The 26,590-nt window shown below is 46.9% G+C and carries 18 protein-coding genes; 5 read left to right on the forward strand and 13 right to left on the reverse strand.

What is annotated here, in order from left to right; genetic code table 11:
- Nucleotides 1–193: 193 nt before the first annotated feature.
- Nucleotides 194–2,482: a TonB dependent receptor gene (locus M3085_RS07645; protein ID WP_249052704.1), complete on the reverse strand. Its 2,289-nt coding sequence runs from the start codon at nt 2,480–2,482 to the stop codon at nt 194–196.
- Between the two features lie 97 nt (nt 2,483–2,579).
- On the opposite strand from M3085_RS07645, the gene M3085_RS07650 reads away from it, so the two are divergent.
- The 4 genes from M3085_RS07650 to hcp all read left to right on the forward strand — a co-directional run bounded on the left by M3085_RS07650 (nt 2,580) and on the right by hcp (nt 7,078).
- Nucleotides 2,580–3,965: a sensor histidine kinase gene (locus tag M3085_RS07650; RefSeq protein WP_249052705.1), complete on the forward strand. Its 1,386-nt coding sequence runs from the start codon at nt 2,580–2,582 to the stop codon at nt 3,963–3,965.
- Nucleotides 3,962–4,657 (forward strand): response regulator transcription factor, encoded by a 696-nt coding sequence (locus M3085_RS07655; RefSeq protein WP_249052706.1) that lies wholly within the window; start codon nt 3,962–3,964, stop codon nt 4,655–4,657. The genes M3085_RS07650 and M3085_RS07655 overlap by 4 nt, the downstream gene beginning before the upstream one ends.
- A 42-nt stretch (nt 4,658–4,699) precedes the next feature.
- Entirely contained in the window at nt 4,700–5,320 is a 621-nt protein-coding gene (locus tag M3085_RS07660) for a Crp/Fnr family transcriptional regulator (RefSeq protein WP_249052707.1), read from the forward strand.
- 102 nt (nt 5,321–5,422) lie between these two features.
- Entirely contained in the window at nt 5,423–7,078 is a 1,656-nt protein-coding gene (gene hcp / locus M3085_RS07665; protein ID WP_178257062.1) for a hydroxylamine reductase, read from the forward strand.
- Between the two features lie 160 nt (nt 7,079–7,238).
- On the opposite strand, the gene M3085_RS07670 is transcribed toward hcp, so the two are convergent.
- From M3085_RS07670 to M3085_RS07705, 8 genes are all read right to left on the reverse strand, one after another.
- Entirely contained in the window at nt 7,239–7,889 is a 651-nt protein-coding gene (locus tag M3085_RS07670) for a chloramphenicol acetyltransferase (protein ID WP_178257063.1), read from the reverse strand.
- Entirely contained in the window at nt 7,889–8,797 is a 909-nt protein-coding gene (locus tag M3085_RS07675; RefSeq protein ID WP_204500270.1) for a ketopantoate reductase family protein, read from the reverse strand. The genes M3085_RS07670 and M3085_RS07675 overlap by 1 nt, the downstream gene beginning before the upstream one ends.
- 451 nt (nt 8,798–9,248) lie before the next feature.
- The gene (locus tag M3085_RS07680; RefSeq protein ID WP_249052709.1) at nt 9,249–11,147 is read right to left on the reverse strand and encodes an arabinan endo-1,5-alpha-L-arabinosidase; all 1,899 of its coding nucleotides are present in this window, start codon (nt 11,145–11,147) and stop codon (nt 9,249–9,251) included.
- 73 nt (nt 11,148–11,220) lie between these two features.
- Nucleotides 11,221–12,990, reverse strand: a complete 1,770-nt coding sequence (locus M3085_RS07685; RefSeq protein ID WP_249052711.1) for a hypothetical protein — start codon at nt 12,988–12,990, stop codon at nt 11,221–11,223.
- Nucleotides 12,991–13,086: 96 nt separating this feature from the next.
- Nucleotides 13,087–14,847 carry a RagB/SusD family nutrient uptake outer membrane protein gene (locus M3085_RS07690; protein ID WP_178257067.1) on the reverse strand — a complete coding sequence of 587 codons (1,761 nt, stop codon included), beginning with the start codon at nt 14,845–14,847 and terminating at the stop codon, nt 13,087–13,089.
- 25 nt (nt 14,848–14,872) lie between these two features.
- On the reverse strand, nt 14,873–18,067 hold the full coding sequence (locus M3085_RS07695) for a SusC/RagA family TonB-linked outer membrane protein (protein ID WP_249052712.1): 3,195 nt from the start codon (nt 18,065–18,067) through the stop codon (nt 14,873–14,875).
- 955 nt (nt 18,068–19,022) lie between these two features.
- Complete coding sequence (gene ychF / locus M3085_RS07700) at nt 19,023–20,126, reverse strand: redox-regulated ATPase YchF (RefSeq protein WP_178257069.1); 1,104 nt, start codon at nt 20,124–20,126, stop codon at nt 19,023–19,025.
- 274 nt (nt 20,127–20,400) lie between these two features.
- A complete protein-coding gene (locus M3085_RS07705; RefSeq protein WP_249052713.1) occupies nt 20,401–22,056 on the reverse strand; it encodes a M64 family metallopeptidase in 1,656 nt (551 codons plus the stop codon).
- A gap of 139 nt (nt 22,057–22,195) precedes the next feature.
- On the opposite strand from M3085_RS07705, the gene M3085_RS07710 reads away from it, so the two are divergent.
- Nucleotides 22,196–22,768, forward strand: coding sequence for a sugar O-acetyltransferase (locus M3085_RS07710; RefSeq protein ID WP_178257071.1), 573 nt, complete (start codon nt 22,196–22,198; stop codon nt 22,766–22,768).
- 102 nt (nt 22,769–22,870) lie between these two features.
- Here M3085_RS07710 and M3085_RS07715 read toward each other — a convergent pair whose 3' ends face one another.
- The 4 genes from M3085_RS07715 to cobT are packed head-to-tail and all read right to left on the reverse strand — an operon-like array spanning nt 22,871 to nt 26,590.
- The gene (locus M3085_RS07715; RefSeq protein ID WP_249052714.1) at nt 22,871–24,193 is read right to left on the reverse strand and encodes a cobyrinate a,c-diamide synthase; all 1,323 of its coding nucleotides are present in this window, start codon (nt 24,191–24,193) and stop codon (nt 22,871–22,873) included.
- A 48-nt stretch (nt 24,194–24,241) separates the two neighbouring features.
- Nucleotides 24,242–24,769 (reverse strand): alpha-ribazole phosphatase, encoded by a 528-nt coding sequence (gene cobC / locus M3085_RS07720; protein WP_178257073.1) that lies wholly within the window; start codon nt 24,767–24,769, stop codon nt 24,242–24,244.
- 14 nt (nt 24,770–24,783) lie between these two features.
- Nucleotides 24,784–25,545, reverse strand: coding sequence for an adenosylcobinamide-GDP ribazoletransferase (locus tag M3085_RS07725; protein WP_249052715.1), 762 nt, complete (start codon nt 25,543–25,545; stop codon nt 24,784–24,786).
- 4 nt (nt 25,546–25,549) lie between these two features.
- Nucleotides 25,550–26,590 carry a nicotinate-nucleotide--dimethylbenzimidazole phosphoribosyltransferase gene (gene cobT / locus M3085_RS07730; protein WP_178257075.1) on the reverse strand — a complete coding sequence of 347 codons (1,041 nt, stop codon included), beginning with the start codon at nt 26,588–26,590 and terminating at the stop codon, nt 25,550–25,552.

The raw sequence follows: 26,590 nt of genomic DNA on the forward strand, positions 1-26,590 counted from the left end.
GTGATTTCGGGCAGGCGCAATACCTAAACATGAGTATTTTGCTTTTGATTCATTTCCAAAGGGATATCGTCTACGCTCATCCCCCTCAAAACGCTACCGCAAGCGTTGGTCATCTCATGCGGTAGCGTTGACCGGTTCTACCCATAGCGTTGGCCGGTTCTATGGGTAGAATTTTTCACCGCCAAACAGACCGTTACAAACCAAACCGGGAGGTGTCTACATCTTTTGATTCTTTCTTGGTGTATCCGCCGAACTTGTAGCTGAACGACAGGGTAATACCGTGCTGATAGTTTGCCACACCCATGTCGAGATGCTGCGCCCCGTTGCGCACTTTCATATTGAAATGGTTATATCCATTAAAAATATCGGTTCCTTTCAGTTGAATCATGGCTTTGTCTCCGGCAAAGGTATAGCGCAGGGTTGCATTGACAGAACCTATCGGCTGAATACGGTAACTGCCTTGCAAGGCTTTGGTTTGACCAAAAGCGGTGACTTCGAACTTAATGTTCGGCTTTTGGCTGAGGATGAATGTATTCGTCCACGAACCGATGCCGGTCCACTGCCGGTTATCGAAGGGTGCATCGTAGTAATGACTCGCTTTGGCATGTCCGAACAGGGCATTCAGCGTCAATCGGCTGTCCCACCACCCGCCTACCTTGAACGGAATAACGGCTGTCAGAATCAACTGGTTGTTGTAATCCCAGTTCTGGTAGTTATACACAGACCGCAGGCGTTCGGAATCGAGGTACACCATCTGCATAAAATAATCGGGCTGATAATCGTAACTCACCTGAAAGATATACTTACTCTTGAGGATGTATGTCAGCGCAGCACTGTAATCGGTATAGGGTTTCAGATAGGCGTTTCCCACCGACTGCTGATAACCGTTGAGGTAGCCCACCGTTCCGCTCAGCGTCCAATAGTCGGGGTAAGTTTTATCCGAGCTGAAAGAAAGCTGAAGGATATGCGACGGAGACGGCACGTAACTCAACTGCATCGTGGGATAAACCGCCCACTTTTCGTAATCTTCCATCTTGTAATACTCTACGGCGGCAGACGCGCTAAGACTCCACCGTGGATTGAAACTCTTGTCGAAACCCACATACGCATTATAGGTATATTCATCGATGCGGCTGTCGGTGTTATCGCTGCTCATTTCGGGCAGGTTGTAACGCTGCATGTTCCGGTCGTTGACGTAGGTAAACGATGTCCCGTAATTCAGTGTCCAGTCTTTCGGAAGCGTCAGGCTGTGGTCGGCATACACTTTCCATCGGTCGATACGCTGTTCGGAGTTACTGATAAAAGCAGACTCCTGCCCGTCTGTTCCTGTATCGGAGAAATCTTGCGTATCTTTATTCTTATAAAACGTATAGTCGGCACCCGCTTTCAGCCCGAAATCGGATGTATAGCTCAACGCGGCATTGTGCATCTGTTCGTCGCTTTCGTGGTAGTTCCGCGAGTTGGAAATATTTCCCCATGCCCGTAAATCGTTAGTACCGTTGGGCGTAAAGTTTGTGGTGTAATTCAAATCAAGCTGATTTCCTTCACTGAACTTATAGGCGCCTCCCAAGCGGAACAAGTGGCTGATGTCCCTACCTTCGCCGTTGTCCGACAGGTGAATCTCATGCGTTTCGCCAGCTACCGTATGCAGTGCGTCAAACTCCATCGACTGACGGCTGTAACGGTCGTTAAGATTATACATAAAGTCGACATCAAACTTAGGCGAGGTATAGGCCAACGTTACACCGCCGTTTCCACCCGCCTCATCCAACTGCACGTAGCTGCCGTTCACTTCGCCCTGCAAACCTCCTTCGCCTTCCTTATAACCTTTCAGCACGAGATTGATAACCGCGCCGCGCACGTGGTACTGCGGAGGAGCGCTATACATCACTTCCGCCCGCTCCACGCGCGAAGCCGGCATCGCCTTTAAGAGAGTTGTCAGTTGTTCGTAAGTCATCGACGACGGTTTCCCGTTTAATATGATACTCAGCGAAGAAGTTCCGGCAAGTGTCAGTACGTCGTTCTGTTCCATCACGCCCGGAAGTTCCTTTATCGCTTCATAAGCATTCGTTACGAGCTTATTGGCAGTAAGTTGCGGCATGTCGTAAGTCAGCCGGCTGCCCTCCACCTTTACCAGCGGGCGGTCTGCCTTCACCACCACTTCGCCCAGCGCATAATCTTTTTCCTTCAGCACCGTTACGCCGGCATCGCTTCCCGTACCTTCTTTTTCCACCGTGTCGTACAGAATATGCTGGAAAATCAAACGATAATGCTCCGGCACCTGATTCAAAGAAAAGAATCCGGCAGTGTCTGTCACGGCAGCATCAACAAACGTTGAATCAATACGCTGGAGCACCACCGTAGCACCGTCAATCGGTCGTTCCCGGCTGTCTGTCACTTTCCCCGACAACGTTTGTGCCATGCTCAGGCTCGTCAACACACCAGCCAATAACAAGATGCTCATCAAAAAATATCTTTTCATATCAATTCGTTTTTAATATTTTCTTTATCTTTGACTTCGCAAAGATAGAAAGCAGCTTTTGCTTTCATGGTTAACGCGAGGTTAATGTTAGGTTAATATGGGAAAGATAAAACACATCCGCTGGATTGCCGTTATCGGACTACTGGCAATAATCGAGTTACAATATGTCTGGCTGACCAATACCTATAAACTGACGGAAGAAAGCCTGCTGATGAAAAGCGACGCGCTGTTTAAAGATGCAGCTTTGCAGGAAGTGTTCTGCCGCATGGAGAAATACAAAAAGATGATGTCTTCCAAAGATACCACGTTTACCATATATCTTGAAGAAGACCCCGATACGCTTTCAGCGGATATGATGAAAAACCGCGCAAACCAATGGCTCATGTCAAGCCTGCATATCGCTTTCCAGAAAGCCGTGTTAAAGGAACTGAAGATGGAAGTATCTCTAACCGATTTGGATTCCATCTATACCCATATACTCGACTCGATTGATATTCATGCAAAGGTATTCTCGTGCGTCATAGATTCTTCGGGAAATGTTATCCGCAGCTCCGGCAAAACGGACATCAATGCCCACGGAACATTAAAGACCAGTCCCGTACCCATCAACTTCGAAAAGAGCCGATTCCTGCAAGGCATCATCACCAATCCCTACTGGCTGATCGTACAGCGGATGACCATGCTGCTGATAGCCACGGCACTGATAATGGTACTCGTCATCAGTTGTATCGTTTACCAGATACGCATCATCATCCGGCAAGACAAGATAGCCAAGTTACGCGAAGACTTCTCATACGCCATGATTCACGATATGAAAACCCCGCTCAGCTCCATCTTAATGGGAACGCAGATACTCGAAACCGGACGATTAGACAACCAGCCGGAGAAGAAAGCCCGGTACTTCCGCATCCTGAGGGAAGAAAGCGAACACTTGCTGGCGCTGACTAACAAGGTGCTGACGCTCTCGAAGCTGGAAAACCATCGGCTGAAGCTGACTAAGACCGACTGCCCGCTACGTCCTCTATTGGAGGATTTGGCAGAGAAATACAAAGCCAATGCTTCGAAGAAAGTAACCTATGTATGGAATCTGACAACAGAAACCGTATACGCAGACCATGAGTTCTTAAAAGAGGCACTGAGCAACCTGATAGACAATGCCGTGAAATATTCGGGCGAGGAGGTGGAAATCATTCTCTCATCGGGGACACGTGCAGACGGAACAGACTACATCAGCATCCGCGACAATGGTTTCGGCATCCCGCTGAAAGAGCAGTCGAAGATATTCGAGAAGTATGAACGTGCCTCGGCTACCGAACGTAACCGCAAAGGAGGCGCAACGGGCTTCGGACTGGGACTGAACTACGTATTCCGAGTAGCCGAAGCACACGACGGACAAATAACGGTAGAAAGCATCGAAGGCGAATACAGCGTTTTTACGCTGCTGTTGCCATCTAAAGAAAAAGCAGAAAAAGAAAAGATATGATAAAGTTATTGTTAGTGGAAGACGATGCCAATTTGTGTTACATCATCCGGGGAGGCTTGGAAGACATGATAGGCGGTTATGAAGTAAAAACGGCAACCGACGGCAAAGAGGGATTACGCTTATGGCAGGAGTGGAATCCGGATGTCATCGTGTCTGATATCGAAATGCCGGTAATGGACGGTTATGAAATGGTGCGCCGCATCCGTGAAACCGACGGTACGACACCGATTCTGTTCACCTCCGGACGTGTATCGCCGAAAGACGTGGTAGAAGGTTATGAACTGGGTGTTAATAACTACATCAAAAAGCCTTTTCTGGCAGAAGAGCTGAATGCGCATATCACGGCATTGATTCGCTTGACGAAAGGCATAAAAGCACGCGATACCCATACACTGTATCCCATCGGCAAGCTATTCTCATTCGATGCGGCTCATGCTTTGTTACATCACCGGAACGAACCCGACAAAACTTTAACCGAACGCGAAGCCCGCCTCTTGCAACTGCTTTATGAAAATAAAGGAGAGGTAGTAAAGCGCGAAGCAATCCTCGCCCAACTATGGGATACGGAAGAAGATTATTTTGCTTCGCGCAGCCTTGATGTTTTCATATCACGGCTCCGCAAACTATTGGCTGCCGATGAGACTGTGCAAATCAAAACAGTAAAAGGTATAGGACTGATGCTGACCGACTGATGCTTTCAAGGATTATCAATTAATAAAAGACCAACCATCTTTATGAATCTGACGGATTTATTAATCAGGGCACCTCTCTTTAAAGGTTGTAGTAAATTACAGATAGAAACATTTTTATCAACGACTTATTACCGCCTGCGCAGACGGACTGCGGATTATTACGTAGCCCACATGGGAGATACGTGTAACGATATTATCATTCTTATCGAGGGTTGTGTATATACCAACATGATAAATAATGACAAGGAGGTAATAATCGAAACCATCACAGCTCCACTGGTATTGGCACCGGCTTTTGTTTATGGAGAAGTTAATTCATTTCCTGTCAATATCGTGACAAAAACGGACTGCACGTTTCTCTTTATTGATAAATCAGCGTTCTTAAACCTATTGCATAACGACAAGATGTTAATGACGAACTTTATCAAGATATTGTCAGACCGTTGTTATCGCCTGTCGGAAAGGATTCGCGAAGAAAACCTGCAATCATTAAAAGAGCGCGTTATCGAATACCTTCATAAACACGGGAAAATAGATAATGTACAATGGGTGGCACGCATATTGGGGGTAGCCAGACCTTCTTTATCAAGAGTGTTATCCGAACTAAGAAACGAAGGAACCGTCATCAACCAGTCGAACAAGATTATCCTTAAAAAAGATTAACGTCTGCTTCCTTATATTTAGCGCGTAACATTTGTTACGGCATTCCAATTTTTACAGGCATATTTTTGCATCCGATTCTAATTAAAACAACAGTTTACGAATATGGAAAAAAATATGTTTTGTTATCAGTGTCAGGAAACAGCCAATGGTATCGGATGCAAACTCATCGGCGTATGTGGCAAGAAGCCGGAAGTAGCTAAAGCTCAAGACCTTTTGATATATCTTTTAAAAGGAATCGGAGTAGCCGTTAGTCTCTGTAAATCAAAACCATGTTGCTGCTCAAAGAGAGCTGATGTATATAATTTTGTAAACGACTCGCTATTCTGTACCATAACGAATGCGAATTTCGACAAGGAGAGCATTTACAAAAGAATAGATGAAGCCATAGTACTGCGCAACCAGTTAATCAGTCGGATAAAAGAAAAGGGGGTGGCTATCCCCGACATAGATGTGCTTACTTGGAATGGAAACCGGACTGAATACGATGAGAAAGCCCAAACGGTAGGGGTGTTAAGCTGCAAAAACGAAGATATCCGCTCGCTTAAAGAACTTACCATGTATGGTCTTAAAGGGATGGCGGCGTATTTGGAACATGCCGCACGGTTAGGACTGGTTGAAACAGAAATCAATGATTTCATTCTTTATGCTTTAAGCGAATTGGTTCTTAACGAAGATGCAACTTCGCTTACTGCACTTGCGCTTACAACCGGCGAATGGGGTGTAAAAGCGATGGCGCTTTTGGATAAGGCGAATACGACGGCTTACGGAAACCCGGAAATTACAGAAGTTAATATTTCCGTAGGTAACCGGCCGGGCATCTTGGTAAGCGGACATGATTTAAACGACATCGAACAGTTGCTTGAACAGAGTAAAGACAGTGGCATTGATATTTATACTCACGGCGAAATGCTTCCTGCTCATTATTATCCGCGTCTTAAAAAATATGCTCATCTGAGGGGGAATTACGGCAACGCATGGTGGAAGCAACGCGAAGAATTTGAAACATTCAACGGGCCTATTCTTTTTACCACAAACTGTATCGTACCTCCCACAGGGAAGGCTACTTATTCCGGACGGGTTTATACGACCAACAGTACCGGATATCCGGGCTGGAAACACATCGTTTCTGACATGAACGGGAAAAAGGATTTCAGTGAAATCATCGCACTTGCCAAAACCTGTAAAGCACCTAAAGAAATAGAAAAAGGAAGCATCGTAGGAGGATTTGCACACGAACAGGTTTTTGCCCTTGCCGATAAGGTAGTAGAAGCTGTAAAAAACGGCGATATCCGTAAGTTTATCGTTATGGCGGGCTGCGACGGAAGAATGAAGAGCAGAGACTACTATACGGAATTTGCCAAATCTTTGCCCCAAGATTGTGTCATTCTTACAGCCGGTTGTGCTAAATACAGATATAACAAACTGCCTCTCGGAGATATCAACGGCATACCCAGAGTGCTTGATGCCGGTCAGTGTAACGACAGCTATTCACTGGCGCTTATCGCTTTGAAATTAAAGGAGGTATTCGGATTGAACGACATTAACGAACTGCCCATTGCTTATAACATTGCATGGTATGAACAGAAAGCCGTTATCGTACTGCTGGCACTGCTGAGTTTAGGAGTGAAGAATATCCATTTAGGTCCTACTTTACCCGCATTCTTATCTCCGAACGTAGCCAAAGTGTTGGTTGATAACTTTGGAATATCCGGCATAAACACGGTAGACGAGGATTTGAAAAGATTAGGAATCCTATAACAGGAGTTGTCGCAGAACCTTGTCTCTGCTTCAGATTAAAAATCGTTTTCGGGGATGTTTTTCCGCATTGATAAGGGCGATGGCAGTTATCGGATGGAAACGGAAAAACATCCTCGAATACAAACTCAAAGTACGGACTGAGCAAAATCCAAACCGCCTCTTAAATGGTTTTCAGATATTGCTCAACTTTTTCAAAGAATAACGAAATGTGGGCTCCGTCTGCAAAAGCATGGCTGGCGGTCAGGGCGATGGGCATATACAGCCGCCCGTCACGTCTGATCGCTTTTCCGGCATTCATCAGCGGATAGTCCAGTGGATGGCCCACAGATTGCTGGGTATAAGTTACCGAAGTAAAATAGAGTTTCGGTGTGGCGCTGAGCAAGAATACATCAAAATCGCCTTGGTCGGCTATCTGTTTGTCCGTTCCATACGGGTCGCCGTCGGCAGGAATGGAGGTTACGATACGGCGGGCCTCAGCATAGAACGCATTGAAATCTTCCTGATACGGAATGCGTACCGTATAGAAAGTTTTTCCGGGAACGGCTATGGGAGAGATAACATCTACGGTATCGTGATAAACCACCTGTCCGTTTTTATCCCAGCGGTAACGCAATTCCTTGATTTCGTTTACGGCACGCAGTATGGCGTATAAGTAGTACAAGAAAAACGAACGCTCCGAAGCCTTAGCCGAAGCATAAGCGTCTGTACAGTCTACTTCGCCGGTGATGGAAATCCATGAGTTGGCAAACCCTCGGAAGAAGTTATAATTATCTTTCCGTTCCCATGTATTGATGTCTACGGTATGTTTCATTATCTGCTGAATTTTTGTGCCACTTTATGATAGGTGGGCATGTCTACGCCCAACCGTTCGCCAAGTTCAATCATATCGAAAAGCAAGCCTTGTATTTCCGATTCATGCCCGCGGGCAATGTCTTTCTGCATTGAAGCCGTACTGTGAGGGTCGAGTTTGTCGATAACCTTCAGATTATAAGCCACGGGGTCTTCGGGAAATACCACACCGGAGCGGCGTCCTATCTCCGCACTTTCGGTAGAAAGTCCGATAAACGTGTTTCTTACCTCCCCCTCGTGTTGCACTTCTCCCATCGGAACGTCGTGATAAGCACCCGTGCAGGCCATTGCCGAAATAAACGCCCACTTGATGAATGTATCGCGGTTGATGTCATCGGAAACGTCTACTTTGATGCCGCAACTGCGCAGTTCTTCCGCAATGCCCTCCAAGCGCGCGGGTGAGACACCCTGCTCCGGACGTGCGCCAAACACCATGCGGAAAATGGTTCCCATCTGGGTTATCTCGCCTTCACCCGAAACAAAGCCTACGATATAAATACACCCGTCGAGCACGGTGACCGAGGGAACCAAACGTCCGATGCGCGGCCCTGTGCCGTAAACGTTCAGGATGGGGATAACCAGCGTATCGGGAGTAGAAGCACGCTCTAACACTTCTTTGATGGAATCAATGGAATATCCCTTCACACATACAAATATCACATCGGCTTTCCCGCTGAATTCTTCGGCGGTACACGCCTTTACGGGGAGGTAATGCTCACCCTTGAGGTCGGACTTCAGGTGAAGTCCGTTGCGGCGTATGGCTTCCAAGTGTTTGCCACGGGCAATGCACGCCACCTCTTTGCCTGCCAATGCGAGGAATCCGGCAATAGAGCCGCCCACGCCTCCTGTTCCTACGACTAAATATTTCATTTTACACTGTTTTTTTGAGTTGATAAAAAAAGCCCGTAGTGAGCTTTTGTTTATTTGGAAATAAGCAGACTTATCGGAAGAATCGGTCTGACTGAAAACCGTGGCAAGTTATAAAAAGATTGACGAACCTACAAGGAATGGAGCGAAAACCTGTGTCCGGAAAAGGGATGTGACAGGGGTGAAAAATTCTACCCATAGTGCAGGTTAACATTATGGGTAGAACCGGTCAACACTACCGCATGAAATGACCAACGCTTGCGGTAGCGTTTTCAGGGTAAAAAAGAAAGAAGTAAGTTCCGGAAAACCAACGTTTTACACAAAACTTACTTCTTATTCTTTCTTTTGCGGCGCCACGCTTCACGTGTTTGCCTTGCCGCGAATGCACAAATCTATCCGCGCGGATGCTTTCGGGGCGTATTCGATACGCCCCTACACCAACGAATAGCAGGATTTATTTAACCTTTTTACCCCAATAAGTCTTATAGTTGTCACCATATCCGGCGTAAACAATGGTATGGGTTCGCGGAGAGGCTTCCCAGTCGGTTTCACGCTGCAAGTAAAGTTCAACACCGTTATCGAACGTAAGAACGCGATTGCTGCTGTCATACGACCATGTAGCTCCCTCCCAGCTTCCTGCACTCACCGTATGGTCGGCAGAAAGAGTCATTGTAGAAGATGTTTTCTGGTTTCCGTACGAATAAGAAAGGTCGATGTGTTCCCAGTCGCCTACCAGTTCGCTTTCCGTAATATCTACCTGCGGCACTGCACCGTAACGTTCAGGCATCACCACGGGCCATCCGTCCTCTGTCCAGCGGATGCTGCGTACATGTCCCATCATAAGGGCATTTGAAGCATTGATACCCGCTACGTTTTCAGGGAATCTGCCCTGCGATGCGAAATACCAGTTGCCGTTTCCGTCATCGAACACACAGCAGTGTGAAATTCCTACCCATCCGTCGCTGCCGTTGAATTTATAAGGATGAGTAACAACAGGCAGAATATCACCTCCCACGTTGGTTATATCCGTACCGTCCATGCCCACATACGGGCCTGCAATGTTGGTAGCACGCGCCACGCGGGTGTTGTAAGGAACTTCCAGCGCGTCGTAAGCCAAGAACAGGTAGTAATATCCGTCGTGGTAAATGAGTTCCGGACCTTCCGATGCCTGCCAGCGGTTACCCATCTGGCGGGTAGCTATCAACTGACCGTAAGCGGCAATGTCTGAATCCGTTCCCCACGGGTTAGGCAGTTCGGCTTTCACCTTGCCCGTAGCCTCATCAAGTTCTACCAGCGCAATACCGCTGTGCCAAGAGCCGTAAGCCAGATAGTGGCGTCCGTCACCATCAATAATGTAGCTGGGGTCGATGGCATTCCACTTGTAGTAACAGTTAGCCCAATCGTTTGCCGGAACATTGAAGTCCAGCCCCTTGTCGGAAGCATTGGTAATAACGTAACCTTTATCCACCCATCCGCTGTTGTTGGCTGGGTCTGAGTTCTCCATCAAGCCAATGAATGCGCGTTCGCTCCATGTGCCGTCGCCGCTCAGCGTGCCGGGGCATACGATGGAATAATACATACGATACAGTCCGCTGTTTACCTTACGCACACACGGTGCCCAATAACCGAAATCGTCGACGCTGGGATTGACTTCTTCCAAGCCCATTGCTGTACGGATTTCGTTCAGCTTCGGAATCACCCAATCGGGCAGCGTCTGCATGGTTCCGCCCAAGTATTCCCAATCTACCAAGTTCTTCGAACGGCGTCCGTGGAAATGTCCGCCCTCAATATGGGCATTGCCATACGAAGCATCCGTTTGATACATATAATAGTATCCGTCATCGGCAAGAACCACTGTGGGGTCATGAACGTTGCTCAAGTTCCATTGAGAGCGGTTCGTCCAGTCGGCGATGCTTGAGTAATCGTCCGGATAAGCGGGAGCTACGTAATTGGCGAGCTGTTCGTCAAGGCTCATGGCTCCCGTAGTAGCTTCAACAGGGTCGGAATATGTATAACGACTGTTACCGTAAACAAAGGCACGTACATAGTATGTAGTGCTTCCCATCAGTCCGGAGATACTGGCAGAAAAATTTTCGTCGGCATCAACCACGTTATCGCTGATGGTCGGAGTTTGTGCATTGGCACTGTAACAGAATCCTCTCCGCACGATGTCTCCCACATTACCGGTAGCCGATGCAGTAAGAGTGAGCGAAGTACCTGTTGTTTCCGTTACTTCGGGAGCAGCTACGGTTATGCCGCTGTCGCTGTTATATTCGATGTTATCCAAGCCGTCGGAGCAAGCCGCCAAGACGAGCAGTAGAGACATCCAGATAAATGATAATTGTTTTTTCATCTGATGATTAGGTTTAGAAATTCCCCCGTTTCCCTCACGCGGAAGGAAACGGCAGGAATGATAAAATAACTATTTATTCATTGAAAACAAGATGGCACCCTTCCATAGTCAGTGCAAAATTCAGATCAGAAAGATCAACCGTATTGATACCTAAATAATATTGAGTATAGGTTGTTCCTGCTGCTCCTTGCATAACAGCCTGCACATCGGCAGTACCGTTACCGCAGTTGGTTACATAAACCGTAACTTTCGCACCGTTCATTTCGGCAAGCCAAGCAGCCCAATCAGACTGACCGCCGCTGGTTTGAAGGTTTACATTATCTTCATATCCTGCACCCCAACCATAATTATCGGCGCGGACTACCGCATATTCTGTAAGATCTGCTTTGCGAAGAACCACAGAATAGTTATTCCAATTGTTTACCCCGTTGGTATAATTGGTAAATGAGATAAATTTTGTTTCTCCCGCAGGTACATTAAAATCATCAGAGAACACAGTCCACCATGCAGTGCTGTTATCTTCAGCCCCTACCATGTTGGTACTGTTGTGTACTTCCGAATCAACCGACTCTGAAACGTTGACGCTTACCGTTGCGGTTACTCCCTCAGCGGCAGTAATGGTAACAGTGTGGTCGCCTACCGTTGCAGGAATGGTAGAGAAAGTAAGTTTTGAGTTATCCATAACCCTTTCTGTACCCGTCACGCTGGTTGCAGTAACCTCCATACCCGTCGGGTCGAAAGCCAATGTACGGTCAGTCATGCCTTCGGTAGCAGGCGAAGTATAATAGTAGTAATTCTTGCGTGAAGGCTGTGTAGTAACTTCGATGGAAGCAATCTTTTCTACCACATTAAACGTTGCGCTTGCCACAATCGGCTGTTCGCAGTTCTCGCCCTTAAAGGTCTTGTTATAGATGGCTACAAGTGTCTTTTCGCCTTCGGTATCCATGTCGGGGATTGAAGAGAAGCTCAGTTCTTCAGCCGTAACGGTCTTTGTTACCCCCTCCTCGAACGTGACAACGGCTGTAACATCCGCCATAGCCGAATCAAGAGGCACACCTAAATCCACCTCATCGGGTACTCCCTGCAACGTCATGGATAACGGGTTCTTATCCTCGGCAGAGGTCAATCCGCCGATAGGTTCGATGTTGGTCTGTTGGAAATTGATGTACGAACCTTCGGGTGCCAAGAAGCAACGGATGTTGGTATTGCTTTCATCGGCATTCAGATTAACCAAAGGACTTGGCTGATTGTAAGTTTTGGTAACCGTTCCGTTGGTTATTGTGACTCTGAACGATTCGGGGTCGGACCTGTCGACGGTAAGCGTTACCTTTCCTCCTAATTGTGAGATCCCCTCATCGGTATCAGTCTCGAAAGTAAGTGTACTCTGAACATAAGAGCGGTCGATATAATCTCCCCACTCAGAGTTACCTGAAGGTTGGTTATCGTAACGTATTGCTCCATATTCCAAATATCCTTCGCCTTCACGTTCATTATCATTGCAAATGATTAATGCAAAATTCTTATAAGTATTAGATGCAGCCGGGTTAATGCTAAGATTAAACACCGCATTCCACTTCTTCCCTTCGGGAATCACGTAATACTTCGAAAAAACAGTCCACCATCCGGAAGAATAATCCGTATTTCCAATGGTGTACACATCTTCCATCATACCTTCCAACACTTCATCGTCTCCTTTCTGCGCATTGGCAATGGAGTCTACCTTTTCAGAAAGCCAGTCGGGTGCATTTATGTTAGAGAAATGTTCGTCTTCGCAACCGGTCAATGCCAACATTCCCAAAGCAATGGAACAGCAAACGGATGCTATTTTCTTGAAATGTCTCATAGTCTTAAATGTAAAATGATTGATTTTAAATCGTCCGCTCTCCTGAGCAAAACTGCCAGGAGAGGAAGACTGTTTCTTTTTTAGTTTTAGTAATGATTAATCGTCCAAATCTACAACCGGACGTACCGTCCAACCGTTGTCACGGAAGTAAGAAGAATTGTCCGTACCATAGTTAGCCGAGTTACCTTGCAGATTCGGGTTATTGTTTGTCAGCTGCTGCTGGATAGGCAGGAACTCATGTCCGGCTACATAAGTATCAAATCCACTTTTCAGTTCCGAGTCAGAGTCGATGTCGCTGTAGCTGACAGGAAGCAGCACTTTACTTTTATCGGCAGTGATACGAACTACAGAGTGTTCTTTCATCTGTTGCAGACGATCGGCATCGTAGAAGAATCCCCAACGGATAAGGTCGAAGCCACGGCCAAACTCACAACCGAATTCTTTCGGACGTTCCACATTGGCAATCTGCTCGAAGAGCTTGTCGGCATTTCCGGCAAAGTCAGAAAGTTGCAAGTCGGGCAGGTCAGCACGGTTACGCACTTGGTTAATCCAGTCAATGGCACGTTGAGTCGGTCCGTTCACTTCATTTTCACATTCTGCCGCACGAAGCAATACATCCGAATAACGCATCAAACGAACATTGATACCATCGTGCAAACCGGTAACCACCGTGCTATACAGACCGGTACGGAGGTTGGTATATTTAGCGATAGGAATACCACCGTAGTTGTTGTTGGTCCGAATGGTATCGGAAGCCGTAAGAGTCTCCGTGTAAGCAACGTTTCCGTATTCGAAACCTTCCCAGTCGGCTTCATAAGTACCCAATGTCCAATAGAGACGCGGGTCAAGAGTACCGCTTGTCGTACGTTCGCTCTTAAAGAGATCATATAACCAGTTAGTAGCAGAAAGGTCGGCCCATCCGCCAAAATCGCCCGGAGCAAAATTACTTTCGATAGCCGATCCTTGCGTAGCATTGGGGCTGGTATTCACCGGTGTCCATTCATCATCGGTACCTTGTGAAGCATAATCCAAGAACTGTACTTCAAACAAGCTTTCATCGTTGTTCTCGTATGCTGTACCTTCACGGAAGTTATCACCATAGTTGTCCATCAAGCGGTAGGTGCCATAGCGTCCGCTAATGATGTCTTCCAACACCGTAAGCGCTTCGCTAAACTTATGGCGCACCATCAGTGTACGTGCATAAAAGCCTGCCGCAGAACCACAGGTAGCACGACCGCCAGCCCATTCGCTGCCTTCATCACGCGAAGGCAATAACTCCATTGCCTGCTGGAAATCGGCTTCCACTTGGTCAAGCACTTCATCATACGTACTGTTAGCGCCATAAAGTCCATCCAGTGAAGAATAGGTTTCATAACTCGTAATCAGAGGCGGATTCTGATAATAGCCTGCCAAATTGTAATAAGCCAGTCCACGGATAAAGAGCGCCTGCCCTTTGATGCGTCTCATATTTTCCGAAAGCTGGGAATCATCATCACCGGTGCGCGATAGAATAAAGTTACATACATTGATGGTATAATACCATTCACGCCACGGCCACCATGCGATATCACCCGTAACCAATACGGTAAAGTCATCAAATTCCAAGTACCATACTTGCGAAGAGTTCCACACCTCATCGCCACGGCATACATCAATGGTATAGCCTACACGGGCATACGACCCTTCCATACGAATATGGTTATAGGCAGCAATCACACACTCCTCCAAATCATCGACTGTATTGCCAAAAGTAGCTGTGGTTTGCTGGTTAGGATTCACCACATCCAGATTGTCCATGCAAGAAGTCAGCGTTCCGACTCCGAACAGAAAAGCAAGTGAATATTTTAGTAGTTTCATACAATAATTTTTTTAACAGTTAGAATTAGAATGAGAAATGAAGACCACACATAAAGGTACGTGCCGTCGGGAACGAACAGAAGTTATAGCCCGGAGTAAAGGTGCCTCCTGCATAGTCTACGTTATATCCATGATAACCGGTAAACGTGTAGAGGTTTTGTGCAGATACGTAGAAGCGGACATCCGATACATATTTGCCGAACCATTTGTCGGGGAAGTTGTAGCCCAACTCAACATTGGCAATCTTCCAATAAGCCGCATTCTGAATCTTACGTTGGCTGAACAAGTCGTTCCATGCGTATGTCGCGCTGTTTGTAATGTAAGTACGCGGTACGTTAGAGATATAAGTGCTTCCGTCTTCGCTCCAGCGGTTGGCATCCAATATTGCTACATCCTTGTTGGAATAGCCATAACAAGAGTTCAATGAATTGTAGATATCATCGGTTACATGATAGTTCAAAGCACCAAAGGTAGCAATGCTCAAGTCGAATCCTTTGTATTCGAAACGGGCATTCAAACCGAAGTTGACTTTAGGCAGACCGCTGCCCAATACCGTCTGGTCATTTTCGTCAATCACACCGTCACCGTTTATATCTTTGTAGAGGCAGTCGCCTACGTTGGCACCTTGCTGCGTAGCATGGTTATCCAAGTCTTCCTGCGTGCGTGCGATTCCTTCGTATACCCAGCCGTAGAACTTACCGATTTCCTGACCTACTTCTGTGATATAAGCACCGGTGATATATGCTTCATCCGTAAAACCTAACGAGGTTACTTTGTTTTTCAGCGTACTGAGGTTAGCCGATACTTCATATTTGAACGCATGGTCGCGGTTACGATAGGTAGCAGCAAACTCGAAACCGGAGTTGTCCATCGAAGCGGCATTCATCGTAACGGTCGTGTTTGATACACCTGCCTGTTCGGGGACAGGGACATCATACAGCAAGTCGTTGTTTGTATTCTTATACCATTCAGCCGTAAATTCCAAGCGGTTATCCAAGAAAGCAAGGTCAACACCTACGTTATAAGTCTTCTTCTTTTCCCAAGACAGGTTGTTATCAACAAACGTTGAAACGGCAGAACCGGTCACGGCAGAATTGTTGAAACTGTACGTCATGTTATTACGTGACATTACGGCTTGATATACATACTCACCAATGTTCTCATTACCTAATTCACCGTAGCTGGCACGAACCTTGAACATGTTTACCACGCTGGGGTTGAAGGGGAAGAAACTTTCTTTATCGAAGCGCCAACCGATAGAAACTGAAGGGAATGTTCCCCAACGGATGTCTTTCGACAAACGTGAGCTGGCATCCCGACGAACTGTTGCCGAGAATAAGTAGCGGTCGTCATAGTTATAATTGATACGGCCGATATAAGAGAAAATGGCATGTTTGTAGTCGTAGCTGGAAGAATAAGTATTCGCACCGTTTTGGAGTTGCAGGAAATACGGCTCGGTGTAGTTAAGTCCCCATCCGTTCAGCAATTCGGTATGTTCTTCTTCGTAAGTCTGACCGACTACTACATTGATGTGATGCTTGTCGATGGTGCCATCATACGTAAGGATGTTTTCAATCAACGCATCCGAATAGTCGCGTGAAGCCTTTTCCAAGCGTTCGTTGCTCTTTGCCAGATAGACACGGTTACTCTGTATCCATGCGGGAATCCACGTAAAATCTTTGCAATGGGTCTTGCTGTACGAAAGGTTAAGACGGTAATTCAGCTTGTGGTTCTTGTTTTCGATGCCTAACATCTTGAGCAGGTCTACATCGGCAGAACCTGTACCCACGAAGCGGTCTACACGTGTGTTACGCTGCAACAGGTTATTGATCAGCAGCGGGTTGGAAGCCGAAATATCGCCATGAATATTATCATAATAAACGCCATAGCCGTATGCATCGTAATTATAATCGCTTGCGGCTCCCACCACGTCATCGAGCACCCATGTAGAAGAGTCGTAAGCCTTGATGGTAGGCTGCATCAACAAGGTAGAACGCAATACGTTGCTCACATCGCCATACAATCCCTGTACGTATTCGTTCGCATTAGACAATGCCATGTTATCTTGGTCGGAGTGCGAATAAACTACGCTGGTCTGGAACTTTATGAATTTGGTTTCCATGGTATTGTTGACACGTGCAGTGAAACGTTCGAAATTAGGTCCTGCTCCTTCCAACGTTCCTTTCTGGCTGAAGTAGTCCAACGCTACATTATAAGTGTTTTTGGAACCGCCACCCGAAAGGTTTACGTTGTGGTTCTGGCGGATACCCGTCTTAAACACTTCTTTAAACCAATCTGTGTCGGTATTATCCATAAAATGGTAAGCACCTGTTGCACTGTCGAGGCTGTATCCTCCCGGCAGCGGTGTATTCGAGTTGGATGCTGCCTGACCCAAATACTGGCTGTACTGGTCGGCGTTCATCACGTCGTAAACTCCCGAAGGAATATAATCCACACCGAAGTATCCGTTATAGTCTACTTTCAGCGGTTGGTCTTTCTGACCGCGTTTGGTGGTGATGATAATCACACCGTTGGCAGCACGTGAACCGTAGATGGCTGCTGCCGAGGCATCTTTCAACACCTGAATGGTTTCAATATCATTAGAAGAGAAGTCGCGGATGGAAGTTCCCATCGGAACACCGTCGATGACATAAAGCGGAGAGGTATCACCAAACGACCCGATACCACGGATACGTACAGTAGGGTCGGCACCGGGCTGACCGTCGGAGGTAATCTGCACACCGGCTACCTTACCTTCAAGCATACTGGAAATGTTGGAATGGGATACCTGTTTCAAGGCTTCGGCATCCACTACTGCCACAGAACCGGTCAAGTCGGCCTTTTTCTGCGTACCGTAACCCACTACCACCACCTGTTCAAGCATCAGGTTATCGGGGTCGAGCTGGATAGGTTCAAGGATGGCACGGTTACGAATGGCAACTTCACGGTCTTTGTAACCGACATAACTTATCACAAGGACGGCCTTACCGGACACTTCCAGTTGGAAATTACCGTCTAAATCGGTTGTCGTTCCGCCTTGTTCATCTTTAATTCTGATAGTAGCACCCATCAATGGTTCGCCAAGTTCATCGATAACCTTACCGCTGACCTTGATGGTTGGTGACTGTGCCACGGCAGCCATGGCAGGTGTAACATACACCGCCGTACCGCCAAAGGCACACAAGCCAAGCATTGCGGAAAAAATAAATTGCTTTCTCATTTTTCAAAGGTATTAAATTATTATCAATAAATTAAAGTCGCTATTAATCTTCATGATATCCGGCTTAGGTTCAGCCTTGTTCTCTGATGCAATACTATCTGCCCGCTCTTGCCGCTTTTAAGTCTGCCGAAACGATGTCGTATGCAAACTCTTTCGGGCAAAAACGCTTTCGCCGACATACATCAGTAGTGTAAAATGAGGGAAATCGAATCCTACAAATGCTGCTGATGGTACCAAGAACCATTCCTTTGTTGTTTTTCATAGTCAAGAATTTGTGAATGAGCAATAAACTGTAATAAACTGTTTTTAATAGCGCCTCAAAGTTAGGTAAATAGAACGGAAAGGGAGGTGGACAAATGGACTTTATTGGTGGATAAACTACCCAAAACAAGACCTGTCAAGACGATAAAAAAAAGTTTCCGATGTTCAAAAATCTCCCGCCGGGATATGTATCAATGCTCTGATTTTAAGCACATTTAAGATATAAAAACGCAAAAAAGAAAAAGAGGACAAACGGATAATAAATAACTCTACGACATATAAAAGCGGTAACCTCACAGGATAAAGTTTATACTCTCATAAACTCGCCCTTCATTGGGTGAAAAGAAAAGGCCGGATGTGCCTGCATATAAAAAATCGGCAAGTTGATTAGAGCATATTACATCTTTAGGAATTCCTAAAAGATGAAATCTGTTCCAATCAACTTGCCCGACTGTATGATAAAGAACCTCTTTTAACCGTCTTGCCTTACAAAAGCACAAGCGGAAAATCCCTGCCGGAATACCCCCAAAACGCTACGGGTAGTGTTACCCAATCCATGCGGTAGCGTTCACTAACTCTACCCATAGAACCGTCCGGTTCTACCGTTAGAATTTTCCAAGCTCCCGGCTAAAAGGTAAAAGCCTTAAAACAAGCTCCTTACAAATTCAGATAAAAAAATAAAAAGAATAACGGTTTATACGTTAAACCGGAAGTGCATGATGTCACCATCCTGCACCACATAATCTTTACCCTCTACATTCAGTTTTCCGGCTTCGCGCACAGCAGCCTCGCTGCCATATTTGATGTAGTCTTCGTATTTGATGACTTCGGCACGGATGAAACCTTTCTCAAAATCGGTATGAATAACACCGGCACATTGCGGAGCTTTCCAACCTTTGTGATACGTCCATGCACGTACTTCCATTTCGCCTGCCGTAAGGAAAGTTTCCAGATTCAGCAACTTATATGCCGATTTGATAAGACGGTTAACACCCGATTCTTCCAGTCCCACTTCCTGCAAAAACATCTGGCGGTCTTCATACGTTTCCAGTTCGGCTATATCAGCTTCGGTTTTTGCAGCCACAATCAATATTTCTGCATTCTCATCTTTCACAGCCTCACGCACCTGCTCTACGTATTGATTACCTGTAACGGCACTTGCCTCATCTACATTGCATACGTACATCACCGGTTTCGAAGTAAGAAGGAAAAGTTCATGGGCGATTTTCTGTTCGTCTTTTGTTTCAAACTGCACGGTACGAGCCGATTTGCCTTGCTCCAATGCCTCTTTGTACCGTACCAACACCTCATAAGTCTGTTTTGCCAACTTGTCGCCTCCCGTCTGTGCCTGCTTTTGCACTTTCTGAATGCGGCTTTCAATGGTTTCCAAATCTTTAAGTTGAAGTTCCGTGTCGATAATCTCTTTGTCGCGCACAGGGTCCACCGTCCCGTCGACATGAGTTACATTATCATCATCAAAACAACGGAGAACGTGGATAATCGCATCCGTTTCGCGAATATTCGCCAAAAATTTGTTACCCAATCCTTCTCCTTTGCTTGCCCCTTTCACCAGTCCGGCGATGTCTACAATTTCCACCGTTGTAGGCACGATGCGTCCCGGATGAACCAGTTCCGCCAATTTATTCAACCGCTCATCAGGCACGGTAATCACGCCCACGTTCGGTTCGATAGTACAGAAAGGGAAATTGGCAGCCTGTGCCTTTGCATTTGATAAGCAATTAAAAAGCGTCGATTTGCCTACGTTCGGCAAGCCGACAATACCGCATTGTAAAGCCATAATTATATTATTCTATCTTGTTTATTATCTTTTTATTTGGAATTGCAAAGATACGGATTTTTTATGGCGTTTTCATAGGATGGCGAATACAAATTGCATATAAAAAGCGAGCCACGAACCCGACAGATGATTCACCGGAATCAGTCGGGTTGTGGCTCGCTTAATAAAAATCAGTGTGTATCTCTTTTACCTATCTCCGAGTTATTTATCGAACTGAATCTGAATCGGTTCGGTGGACAAATGTACACAGTAGGGTAACAATTCCCCTTAGAAGCTATTCTGAGGCCGATATGGATTTTCCTACAAACCGTGGGCGAGCGAAAGGAATACGCTTTTCAGTGCTTGCCAAGCCTCGGGAAAGAAGGGAACGGTGCTGTTGGTCAAATGTTAAAAAGTCTTCATAAGTCGGGGTATTTCCTGTTCCGTCTTCCATGATTCGGTTGTAGATGGCTCTGCGCGACGGAGCATTAAATCCATTCGTATTTTCGTTCATCATGCTGTTTTCCGTGGGGCGGTATGCTCCTTTTATATAGGTACATGCTCCTTCGTAAATACCCAACCCTTCGGAGGTATAGCGGTCGTCGGAGAGGAATTCTGACCAAAGTACGGCAGTCCTGTCAGTAGTGAAGTCAACATTCTGTGCCCATCCTAAGGATTGGAGGTAACGGACATCGGCTATCTCTGAGGCAGGTATCGCACCATTTTCTTCGTAGGCGTATTCGTCTTCCAACTTAGCGAACCCATGACCTACAGCCTCATGCACAAGCACTTGCCTGAATGATTCGCTATTCAGATTGTCGATAACCGGACAGTAAGCTATGGCGAAATCAATCACGCTTTGAGTCAGGGTGTTCGTGTAGCCGAAATAGGTAGTGCCTGCATACTCATGGGTATTCAGTATAACCACTGCCAGAGCCTTGTCAGCATTGATGTTATATGCTTGCGCTACGCGGTTGACGTAACGTCTTACCGCATTTTCATCTCCACTGATACCTGTCGTGCCGTTTCCTTCCAGCTCACAGTCGAATGCCGTATCATATCCGTTACCGAAAAGATTGTTGGCCGAGACTGCTGTTATCGAATATACATCGAAATAGTCTCGTAACGAGCTTATCGGCTCTTCGGTAAACAAATTCTCGCAGGCTTGCTGCATTACTTGCAGGTAAGTACCGTCGGTTATCTCGGTATCTATAAATCCGTCGCCCATGATGACGATAGGAATACCGCTACCCTCGGTAGCCTCTTGCAGGACGTTTATAACCCCATCTTCCGAATCGTCTTCCGACTCGATTCCCGATGTACCCTCCTGTATGATGGTTACAGTATCTAAAACCGTCTGTTCACCGTTTTCCTCCTTTGCAAAAATCACAGAGGCGCTGCGGCTCTGATGATCGGGATTCGCTTCCACGTTTAATATGAGCTGGTAGTCAGTAAGCGAGCGCGACGGAAGATTATCCTGATTCACCCACCTTTCAGTACTCCAAATTGTCAAATTGTCCAGACTGATGGCAGTCGAGAAAGTAATATCAAGCGTACCGCCTTCCGCACCCACCTGATACCGGGTCTGCTCCAGTTGGATATCGTTCACAGATTCCTGTCTTACGGTTATTTCTTGGCGCACGCCTCCCGACATCAGCGTCAGCGTAGCCGTGCGTGCATTGTCTGAATCGTTTTCGGTCAGTGCGGTAATAAGTATCGTGCTGCTACCGGCCTGTCCCTCGTCAGGTGAGATTTCCAACCAGTCTGCCGATACACTTGCCATCCAGCCGAGATTGCTCGTAAAGCTCACGATGGCTCTTGCACCCTCTTCGGAAGTCAACACCACATCCTCCGTGATGTCAATGGAAAAGCCACCACTTTCTTCTTCCGAACAAGACGAAACAAGAATCACACTCAATATCCACAAACTGAAAAGAAAAAGCCGCTTCATAATTTTAGTAGTTAACGCTTTCAAATGTACAAAAATATTTTAATAAACGGTTATCTTTTCGACAATTAGCGAGAAAATCCCGAAAAACGCATAAATTTGTTCTACCAACAAAGAGACGACGCAAAAGAAAAACGATACAATGGAAACAGAAAAACAGAAAGCAAAAGCAGGCAAACTTTACGATGCCAACTATGATACCGAATTAGTGGCAGAGCGCAATCATTGCAAGGAGGTTTGTTACGACTACAATCGGTTACGCCCCTCACAAAAAGCAGAGCGCGAACAAATCATCCGTCAGCTGTTTGGCAGTACGGGAAAAGATTTTTGTGTAGAACAGCCTTTTTACTGCGACTACGGTTATAATATTCACATCGGAGAAAATTTCTATTCAAACGTCAACTGTGTCATGCTTGACGGTGCATCCATCACCTTCGGCGACAATGTTTTCGTTGCACCGAACTGTGGTTTCTATACCGCCGGGCATCCTTTCGATGTGAAACAACGTAATGCGGGATTGGAATATGCTTACCCCATCAAAATAGGCAACAACGTATGGATAGGCGCAGGCGTAAGCGTTCTGCCGGGCGTTACCATCGGGGATAACAGTGTAATAGCCGCCGGAAGCGTAGTAACCAAAGACATTCCTGCCGGCGTGCTTGCAGCCGGTTGTCCGTGTCATGTCATCCGGGATATAAGCGATAATGACCGCTGAAAAATTCATGCGGAAGCACGTGCCAACGCATCCGCTTGTTTGCTTCAACGCAAGCGGATGCGTTGTGTAACTCTACGGCTTAAATTTTTGAGTCGGGCAAGACTATTCCCACACCTTTAAAATATCTGTTTCTCCCCAATACCAATGAGTATATCCGGCTATCAGATTTTTATAGCGGTATAAAGGTGTGTTGACTTTTATTCCACGTACATTATAGAGCTGTGAGACAGCAGGTAAGGCATCGTAGTTTAAGAGAGAGGAATAATGACATTCATGACCGCGTAAAACCACTCCGTTATATTCAGCGGTCCGATAGCCTAAGTGAAGACGAGCGTTCTCCAGTGTGCAAGTCAATGGAAGAATATTTGCCATTTCGTAAGTAGTGCCCCGCTGCGTGGTTATCGAACGAGAGAAGAGCGTCATTCCCCCACCTTCGGCCCATACTTTTCCACCGGATTCTACGTAGTCGCGCAGCTGCTCCATCATTGCCTTGCGGCGGTGAAGTTGGCGGGCAAACAGTTCGGGATAGCCTCCGGGAAGATAAACGATGTCGGCTTTCGGAAGGTCTTTACTGTACAGCGGACTGAAAAAGGTGAGTTTTCCTACCTCCTGCAAACGGTCTAAATTCTCATGATAGATGAAATTAAAAGCAGCATCGCGTGCTACGGCGATTTGCAGACGAGGCACGGTGCGACGTGCACAATCTGCCGGCATGTCTTGCACGTAAGGCAAGCGGTAAGAACAAGGAAAAGGACGGATGCAAAGGTTCAGCAATTTGTCTATATCGATATGTTTCTCCACCCAGACGGCGGCACGTTCGGCAAGTTCGTCCATCTCTTGTTTTGCCGCCTGCGTCAGTGCCGTGTATTTCGAGGGCATACGCAATGACTCGTCGGCAGGCAGATATCCCAGACTTTCCAGTCCGGCATCGGCACAAGCCTCTTTCAGGAACGAATAGTGGGAAGCCGAAGCAACCTGACTGAAGACTACACCAATAATCCGTGTGGAAGAATGAAAATGCTTGAAACCATATAACATCGGAGCCACCGAATAGGCGAGCGAACGGGCATTGACCACCAACACTACCGGAAGGTTCAACAGCTTGGCTATCTCTGCACTGCTGCCTTGCATCCGCCGATAGCCATCGAAAAGCCCCATCATCCCCTCCGCGATGCAAGCGTCTGCATTCTCGGCATATTGATTATAGATTTGCTGCACATGTTGTTTTGATGCCAGCCACGTATCAAGATTAACAGACTCGCGTCCGGAAGCAGCCGCATGATACTGCGGGTCGATGTAATCGGGACCACATTTAAAGGGTTGCACCTGCAATCCCCTATGCTTCAGCGCGCGCAGCAACCCTGCGGTCAGCACGGTTTTCCCACTCGCTGAATTTATAGCTCCGATAAGTAATTGTGGCTTCATCTGTCTTTCTTGTTTAATGCAGACGCAAAGTTACACATTCTTTCCGTATTATAAATCAATCTCCACCATTCCTCCGTAAGGCGAAAGCGCATCAAAAGCCCGGCTGATGTCGATTACTCCGGCATAAGCCTGCGCACAGATAAGCACGCCGCCGTGGGCAAAAATCAAAACCCTCCGGTAATCAGCCTGCTTCAGTTCGTCGAGAAACGAAGCCACACGTCCGTACAAATCCATAAACGATTCGCCTCCCGTAGCCGGTACGTGGAGGAAGTCTTCATACCATTCTTCGATACGCGCATCCTTGATTTCGCTGAACTTTTGCATTTCCCATTTACCGAAATCTATTTCCTTCAAACGGTGGTCGCGCTTGGCATCGGTATATCCGCAGTATGAAGCCAGACGCAGACAGCGCGACAAGGGGCTGGTATATACTTTATCGAACTTCATTCCTTCGATACGATTGAAAACGGCATCGGCTTCTTCCTCGAAACTATCGCGAAGAGGAACATCGGTCTGTCCGTAACACGTTCCCGCAGGAACATCTACCGAAGTATGGCGAATCAAATATACTTTCATACGCAATCATTTATTTAATGTGAATAATAAGTGACAAAAACAGTTCCAGTCCAAAACCCCAGCTCACACAACAGGAACAACGCCCCACAACAATCGCCGGTATATCCGTTGATACGGCGTTTGAACAAATACACCAACCCCGCAAATATCAGCACAGGAAGCACACACGCCCAAGCATAGAAGGAGGGAAGAAACGTCACAAAAGGTATCAGCGGTATCAGTCCGCCCGCAGCTGTGAACAATATCCCCAAGCTCCGCATGGGGGTATAAACCACTTTCGCTTTACTGTCTTCTTCCCTGCGGGCATACGGCAACAGCTTGATTACAAAACTGCAAACAAACTTGGCAAACGCATCGCCACAAAAGAGTACAACGGGAGTCAGCGACAAAGGGAGCGAACAAAGCAACGCATACCCCAACAGGTAATAAACAATCAGCCCCAACACGCCATAGCTTCCGATATGGGAGTCTTTCATGATGCGTAACGTACTCTCACGGTCTTTCCCTCCGCCGAAACCGTCGAAAAAGTCGGCAAGTCCGTCTTCATGAAGTCCGCCCGTGAGCAGCAATCGCGACGCAAGCGCAAACATCACCGCCACATCTGCCGGAAAAACCAGTGCAGACAGCCAGAACACCAGCGCCATTGTACCCCCCGTAAGCCATCCTGTCAGGCTCCAATACTCTACCACATGCTTAAAACATTCCGCCGGAACCGTCTTTATCTTCCAGAACGGAAGGCGGGTGAAAAACATCAAGGCAGCAAGCAGGTTATTCATGAGACTAAAAATATTTGGTGACCGATGCGTTTGAGAATGTTTCCATTTCGTTTATCATCCGTATCGCAGAGTCTACTATCGGGTAAGCACATACGGCTCCGCTCCCTTCGCCCAACCGGAGGTTAAGGCTCAGCAACGGACGGGCATGAAGATATTCTAACAGGAGCTTGTGTCCGCTTTCCTCACCTTGATGCCCGTATATGGCATAATCGGTCACCTCAGGACAGAACTGCGAAGCCGCCAGTAGGCAGTTCGTCATAATGAATCCGTCGACAAGGATGACCATGCGCAATTCGGCAGCACGGAGCATACCTCCCACCGCCATCACCATTTCGTAACCTCCGAAGCGGCATATTATTTCTTCGGGCGTATGCGTACCGGGAAAATTGTCGAGCGCTTGTTGAAGAATACGGTATTTGTGGGCTACTCCTTCGTCGGATAACCCGCTGCCCGCACCCACACATTGCTGCAAGGGAATCCCCGTCAGGCAAGTCATCCAGAGCGACGAAGCCGATGTATTTCCTATCCCCATCTCGCCGAAGCTCACTACATTGCCTCCCTGCACGTGTACGCGCTCTACGCACTGTGCACCCACGGTGATGCAACGCTCCATTTCTTGGGAAGTCATGGCTGCTTCGTGGAGGAAATTTCGGGTTCCCTTACGTATCTTCATGTCGAGCAGTCCGTTCATGGGCGGAAAATCATAATCCACGCCTGCATCTACCACCAGCAAATCGAAGTCATGCTGGCGGCATAGAAAGTTGATGCCTGCCCCACCCCGCAGGATGTTATAAAGCTGTTGCCACGTAATGGATTTAGGCGATTTGCTGACCCCTTCCTCGGTAATGCCATGATCGGCAGCAAACAAAATGTTACAAGGATGTTTCAGAATGGGGAAAGGTGTCTGCTGGATAAGACTGACCTGTAATGCCAATTCCTCCAAACGCCCCAGTGAACCTTTGGGTTTGGTAAGATTGTCAATCTTATCGGTTACCATTTTTTCTAACCGCTCGTTGGCGATACGCTGTATGGAAAACTGTTTCAT

Origin of the sequence: Bacteroides caecicola (genome assembly GCF_023337095.1) — a bacterium.
GTDB classification, from domain to species: Bacteria; Bacteroidota; Bacteroidia; order Bacteroidales; family Bacteroidaceae; genus Phocaeicola; species Phocaeicola gallinarum.

Coding starts and splice junctions, on each gene's coding strand:
- M3085_RS07650 (WP_249052705.1), top strand. CDS start 2,580: ATGGGAAAGATAAAACACATCCGCTGGATTGCCGTTATCGGACTACTG.
- cobT (WP_178257075.1), bottom strand. CDS start 26,590: ATGAAACAGTTTTCCATACAGCGTATCGCCAACGAGCGGTTAGAAAAA.
- M3085_RS07675 (WP_204500270.1), bottom strand. CDS start 8,797: ATGAAATATTTAGTCGTAGGAACAGGAGGCGTGGGCGGCTCTATTGCC.
- M3085_RS07660 (WP_249052707.1), top strand. CDS start 4,700: ATGAATCTGACGGATTTATTAATCAGGGCACCTCTCTTTAAAGGTTGT.
- M3085_RS07690 (WP_178257067.1), bottom strand. CDS start 14,847: ATGAAACTACTAAAATATTCACTTGCTTTTCTGTTCGGAGTCGGAACG.
- M3085_RS07655 (WP_249052706.1), top strand. CDS start 3,962: ATGATAAAGTTATTGTTAGTGGAAGACGATGCCAATTTGTGTTACATC.
- M3085_RS07685 (WP_249052711.1), bottom strand. CDS start 12,990: ATGAGACATTTCAAGAAAATAGCATCCGTTTGCTGTTCCATTGCTTTG.
- M3085_RS07670 (WP_178257063.1), bottom strand. CDS start 7,889: ATGAAACATACCGTAGACATCAATACATGGGAACGGAAAGATAATTAT.
- hcp (WP_178257062.1), top strand. CDS start 5,423: ATGGAAAAAAATATGTTTTGTTATCAGTGTCAGGAAACAGCCAATGGT.
- M3085_RS07725 (WP_249052715.1), bottom strand. CDS start 25,545: ATGAATAACCTGCTTGCTGCCTTGATGTTTTTCACCCGCCTTCCGTTC.
- ychF (WP_178257069.1), bottom strand. CDS start 20,126: ATGGCTTTACAATGCGGTATTGTCGGCTTGCCGAACGTAGGCAAATCG.
- cobC (WP_178257073.1), bottom strand. CDS start 24,769: ATGAAAGTATATTTGATTCGCCATACTTCGGTAGATGTTCCTGCGGGA.
- M3085_RS07710 (WP_178257071.1), top strand. CDS start 22,196: ATGGAAACAGAAAAACAGAAAGCAAAAGCAGGCAAACTTTACGATGCC.
- M3085_RS07645 (WP_249052704.1), bottom strand. CDS start 2,482: ATGAAAAGATATTTTTTGATGAGCATCTTGTTATTGGCTGGTGTGTTG.
- M3085_RS07715 (WP_249052714.1), bottom strand. CDS start 24,193: ATGAAGCCACAATTACTTATCGGAGCTATAAATTCAGCGAGTGGGAAA.
- M3085_RS07705 (WP_249052713.1), bottom strand. CDS start 22,056: ATGAAGCGGCTTTTTCTTTTCAGTTTGTGGATATTGAGTGTGATTCTT.
- M3085_RS07680 (WP_249052709.1), bottom strand. CDS start 11,147: ATGAAAAAACAATTATCATTTATCTGGATGTCTCTACTGCTCGTCTTG.
- M3085_RS07695 (WP_249052712.1), bottom strand. CDS start 18,067: ATGAGAAAGCAATTTATTTTTTCCGCAATGCTTGGCTTGTGTGCCTTT.